This is a genomic window from uncultured Traorella sp. (genome assembly GCF_944327115.1).
Lineage (GTDB): Bacteria > Bacillota_I > Bacilli_A > Erysipelotrichales > Erysipelotrichaceae > Traorella.
In genome coordinates, this window is the sequence record NZ_CALVGS010000105.1 from 1 (window position 1) to 5,360 (window position 5,360).

General features: G+C 39.8%; 6 protein-coding genes. All 6 read right to left on the reverse strand.

Translation table 11 applies throughout. The annotated features are described in order from the left end of the window. Positions 1–26 precede the first annotated feature (26 nt). Genes Q0K35_RS09240 through Q0K35_RS09265 form a run of 6 tightly spaced genes read right to left on the reverse strand, consistent with a single transcriptional unit; the run spans position 27 to position 5,256 of the window. Positions 27–245, reverse strand: a complete 219-nt coding sequence (locus tag Q0K35_RS09240; protein ID WP_294562484.1) for a YneF family protein — start codon at positions 243–245, stop codon at positions 27–29. A 21-nt stretch (positions 246–266) separates the two neighbouring features. Continuing rightward, positions 267–641 carry a hypothetical protein gene (locus Q0K35_RS09245; RefSeq protein WP_294562486.1) on the reverse strand — a complete coding sequence of 125 codons (375 nt, stop codon included), beginning with the start codon at positions 639–641 and terminating at the stop codon, positions 267–269. A 56-nt stretch (positions 642–697) separates the two neighbouring features. Further along, positions 698–1,879, reverse strand: a complete 1,182-nt coding sequence (locus Q0K35_RS09250; protein ID WP_294562489.1) for a SpoIIE family protein phosphatase — start codon at positions 1,877–1,879, stop codon at positions 698–700. Further along, positions 1,872–3,548, reverse strand: coding sequence for a [Fe-Fe] hydrogenase large subunit C-terminal domain-containing protein (locus Q0K35_RS09255; RefSeq protein WP_294562491.1), 1,677 nt, complete (start codon positions 3,546–3,548; stop codon positions 1,872–1,874). The genes Q0K35_RS09250 and Q0K35_RS09255 overlap by 8 nt, the downstream gene beginning before the upstream one ends. Beyond that, on the reverse strand, positions 3,545–3,787 hold the full coding sequence (locus tag Q0K35_RS09260; protein WP_294562493.1) for a (2Fe-2S) ferredoxin domain-containing protein: 243 nt from the start codon (positions 3,785–3,787) through the stop codon (positions 3,545–3,547). Before Q0K35_RS09260 ends, Q0K35_RS09255 begins: the two co-directional genes overlap by 4 nt. Positions 3,788–3,798: 11 nt before the next feature. After that, positions 3,799–5,256, reverse strand: a complete 1,458-nt coding sequence (locus tag Q0K35_RS09265) for a monomeric [FeFe] hydrogenase (RefSeq protein WP_294562494.1) — start codon at positions 5,254–5,256, stop codon at positions 3,799–3,801. Between the last annotated feature and the right edge of the window lie 104 nt (positions 5,257–5,360).

Genomic DNA, 5,360 nt, shown 5'->3' on the forward strand with positions numbered 1-5,360 from the left:
AAGAAAAAAACCCTTTAAAAAGGGTTTTATCTTGCTTGTTCCATTGATTTCATGATTTGGCGAATTTGAGCTTCTGATGGTTTTCTTCCCATTTGCAAGAACATTGCCCGAATCATCTTTTCATTGATTGGAGGATGTTCTTTCAGCTGTTTGATGAAATATCTTCTGGTGAAATAGAATCCTAAACCGCCACCAATGACCAAACCAATCAATGTATATAGAATAGATGTCCAAAAATCTCCCATAATACACCTCCGTTGCTTCCTTTATTTTACACAATTTTCTATGACTTTACAAGTCTTTATCCATATCACTTTACCACTCTCATCTTTACAGCACCAGATACGATGAACTCTTTTCATATAATCAAACAGGATATTTGCATAAATATCATCTGTTTCAACCTTATATTTGTGAAAAGCAAGCCAATGGTTTTTATAATAGATTTTATTTTCCAATATCTCCAGATATTCTTCTTTATAAAAATGAAGACAATTCGAAATCATTTCATAGCCTATAAAAGAATATAAGAAAACACTCTGTTGTTCTTCACTCATTTCAAAAAGAAGAAACAACGCTTTCTCTTTTCCTAAAAAAATGCCCATAGTGGTTTCACTACAGGCGATACATGTATAACTCATCGAATCACCCATTTCTATTTTAAAAAATAGAAATGAAAGATTTTGTCATGTTTTGCTTATATTTGCTCATACGTAACAATTTTGCCCAATTTTTTCAGCTCATCGCCAATTTTCTCTACCGTACGTATCTTTTTACCTAATGAGATAGGTGAATAATTGATTGAAGCATGGGCAATATTATCAGCCTTTCCCTGAATAAAGTGAATGGCTGAACAGTCGCAAATCAGCATATGGGTAAGAAGAAAGGCTCCATCCCCCTTTTCACCGTCCATAAAATTATTTAAATATTCCCTTGAAGCATTGCATTCTCTTAAATATTCCAATACCTTTTTTAGAGTAATGGCTCCCTCGGTTACCAGATCGATACCATCAATAAAAGCAATAGGCGGAATGTCACCAAGAAAATCTAAGGCATCCGGCATCCGGATTTCTTCATTCAATACACGTGCAACCATCTGTGAAGTGCTTCCTCCGCAAACGATCTTCTTTCCGGTCGCCTTCATCAGCTTCATCACTACATCCGTATCATCTTCTTTATTGGCCGGTGGTCCTACAACGACCACACTTTGTCTAGGTGGAAGCATCTTAACGACTGCCACCGTTGAATCATCCCCGGGCATGCCCTGATACAGATCATTGACAGCCAAAAGCAGATTCATGCACGTCTTACGTGCCGTATCATTCGAGCGATGCATCGTTTCAATATGCTGAACGATTTCCTTATGATCCCATCCCAGATTTAAGATGCTGCCGATTCCTGCATGTACGATCCCATCTGAGAAAAAGATGATACGATCATTGGGCTCACAGGTAAAGCTGCATGTCTTTACCTTCTTATTCTGCTGGTAGATTTCCTCTTTTTCAAGCTTTAATTCCCGACCGTTTCTCAATACGATGGCTTCCGGACCATCATATTCAGCCATGAATACACGGCCGTCATAAAAAACCTGACAAACCGTAAAGGTTGAATAGGCAACCTTACGTTCACTGCATACCGGCAAGGTATTGATGATCGTTTCAATGGCATCGCTTAGCTCTGCTCCCTCATTCAGCATTGTCGCAATAATTTCACTGGTCAGCGTTGCCAATACATTTGCTTTTACACCGCTTCCCAAACCATCACTTAAAACAACGGTACAGCTTTTATCGTTTCGTAAGACCTTGACCTTATCGCCGCATAATTCTTCATTCTTTTTATTTAAAGAAGCATAATAGGTTTCAACATGCACCTTATCCATTCAGATCATCTCCATCGATCGCTTTATTCAGCTTTGTCAGAACAACCTTTGTTTCAGCGGTTGTTTCCCCAAGCAATGATGCAATTTCCTGAACGACACGCATCTGTTTATCGATTACCTTCTGGGTCGATTCAATCGTTTCTTTACGTAACTGCTTCATCTTCTTTTCCTGCTCACGCTGATTGGTAAGATCCATCAGGATCAATACATACGACTGTTCATCACCCAAAGGAAGGACAGCAATGTTGCAGACTTTTTCACCGCCGTGAATTTCTTCTACGATATATGAAACATCCTGACTTTTCTGATGAAGGATATCCATTAGCTGGGCACTTGGCAAAATCGCTTCAATTTCAAATCCTTTGACACTATAATTCTGAATACCTAAAAGTCGTACAGCACTAGGATTGATTTCCTTGATCTTGTTATCAGAATCAAGAACGATGATACCATTCGGTGAATGCTGAATGACAAGATTCGAAACAGACTGTGCATTTTCCAAGGCATATGGCAGACAATGCTTCGGATCGCTCTTGCCTTCCAATACCGCAATTGCTTTAGCCCGGCATGTATCATAACCACAGGCACCGCAGTCCAGCCGTTTTGAACGGTCGGCCTTACCCATGCTGCAAAGCACTTCATGAATCTGATATTCAGAAAAAACCGGTTTTTGTACAGACTTATCCATAAACTTTGCTGATGCGAATTCAGCTTTATCTGCCCTTACCTTGGTACCATTTTCATATTCACTGATCCTGCTTTGTGCCAGCCATTCATTATCTTTGTAAGCCAACAAATAAGGTCCGCCTAAGCATCCGCCCTCACAGGCATTCAGCTCAAAGAAATAACCATTTAAATGTCCGTTCTTAATTGATTCAAGGACAGCACGACATCGTTTGATACCTTCAACAGCTAAAGCTTTGTAACCATTAAAATCATTGATCGTTTTAATGATTCCGCCGCTGATCGGATAAATACGGGCAATATTTTCTTCCTCATCACCCTCATAATAGCTTTGATCACTATTATCCAATATCCATTCATCCATATCCGGCATGGCTATGACCGCATCCACGGCATCACTGAAACGTTCATCCATCACCTCATGCTGTTTGGCAATACATGGTGACAGGAAAACGATTTTCGCATTCGGATACTTCTTCCTCAGCATTCTTCCATGTACGATCATGGGTGAAGCAACGGGTGCCAGACAAGATACCAGCTCCGGATATTCTTTTTCTATCATTTCCACAACAGTCGGACAACAGGTTTCTATAATATTGTTCATCTTTTTTTCCTGCATCAATGCCCCATACTGCGCAGAAACGACATAAGCACCCTTCGCCGTTTCCTCAACTGCACTAAACCCCAGCTTATAAAGATCCTGTTTCAACTTTGTATAGTTATCCCAAATGACCTGATAGCTCGGAGCAATCGAAATAACAACTTCCTCTTTTGCAGTCAGCCAGCTTTTCACAAGATCAAGATCACTTTTGATCTCTTTAGCCGATTGCGGACAGCACAAATAACAGTTACCGCAATGAATACATTCTTCTTCTATGATATATGGATGATTATTCTCAAAGCGAATTGATTTGGTCGGACAATTGCGTACACACTTCAGACAACTTTTACAGTTATATTCAACAAGTGTAATTAAAGGCTTCATAGAGAATTTAATTCAATTTCAATTAAATCAATAGCATTGGCAAGTGTGACACCTTCCAAGAGTTTTCCATCAACGCGAACTCCCAGTCCTTTTGCACATTGTCCCATACAGAAAGCACCCTTTAACTGAACCTTATCCTCAAGATGATTTTCTTCAAGATACTTCTTCAACTTTTCCACCAGCTCATTGCTTCCTTTCACAAAACAGCTGCTTCCAACACAGATTTCAATTGTATGCATAACTTTCCCTCCTATCGATACATATTCACCTGACTAAAATCAATCTCTTCAAGAACTTCTTGAATGGTCTTATCTTTAATTGCTGCATTTTCTTTTGCCATAAACTGTTTCACCTTTGCCGGCGACTCGATCGTTGCAGGTCCGCTGACACAGCCTCCTACACACGCCATACCTTCTAATATATCTTCATTAAATCTTCCTAACTTCATCAATAAAAGATTCATCTTACATTCGGCTGCACCATCTGCATATTTGCTTGTTACCGCTTCTAGATTATGTTCCTTAAGCGATTCCGCAACAGCCTTGCTGACACCACCGCCAACAGCAAAATTCTTACCATGAATACTTGCGATATTTCGATTGCTTGGCTGCAGATCTTCAACCGAGATCTCTTTCGCGATGATCATAGCGGCAATTTCTTCAAACGTTAAGACATAATCTACCACTGACCAGTCATTCAAAGCCTCATTCTTTTTCGCTACACAAGGACCGATAAAAGCAATCTTGCAATCCTGCTTGCTTTTCACTTGCCGAGCAATTGCCTCCATCGGCGATACTACCTTGCTGACATTTTTCTCATACACTGTTGGGAAATGAATGCGAGCCATATTGACAAAAGCCGGGCAGCAGGAAGTTGTCATTTTAATACCTTCTGCTTTATGCTTTAACAGCTCCTGTGCTTCAAAATCTGCGACCGCATCAGCACCCACTGCAGCTTCATAAACATCAGAAAAGCCTACTTCTAAAATAGCTGACAAGATCTGTGGCAAGGTTGCCTGACCCATCTGTCCTTGAATCGATGGTGCTACGATAGCAACAACCTTTTTACCGTTACGAAGATCATCAGTCACCTGTGTCATAAATGAAATATCCTCAATGGCACCAAAAGGGCATCCTGCCTGACATGCACCACAGCTGATACAGCTGTCTTCATTGATCACACATAAATCATTCTCATCCATCGAAATAGCATTCACCGGACATGAACGTACACACGGACGCTCACTTTGGATGATTGCATTAAACGGACAAGCTTTGACACAAGCACCACACGATTTACACTTATCATAATCGATATAAGCTTTATCACTGCCCATTCTCATTGCATCAAACTTACAAGATGCCTGACAGCTTTTCGCCATACACTTACGACAATTATCCGTCACCATAATTTTATGAATGCTGCAGCCATCACAAGCTGCCTCTAAGACATGCACGATCTGCTTAGGAGAATAGTTATCTTTTCTTATCGTATTTGGCTTTTTTCCTAATGCCAAACGTGTTCTCTCTCTTATAATTTCTCTTTCCTTATACACACAGCATCTAAAATCTGCATGATTTGTAGGAATCAAAAGAGTTGCAATTTCATCAACCGTATCTTCATTGATCTTTCCTTCAAATGAACGTCTTGCAACTTCTCGTAAGACGTCAAATTTAAATTGACGTGCTTCATGTGTAAATAAACTCATATTCCTTTTTCCTCTCTTTAAATCATGATAATTATATCACAATTCATCCCCTTATAAATATCAACTTTTAAAATTGTAAAGAAAAAGATGAGCCCTGCTCATCT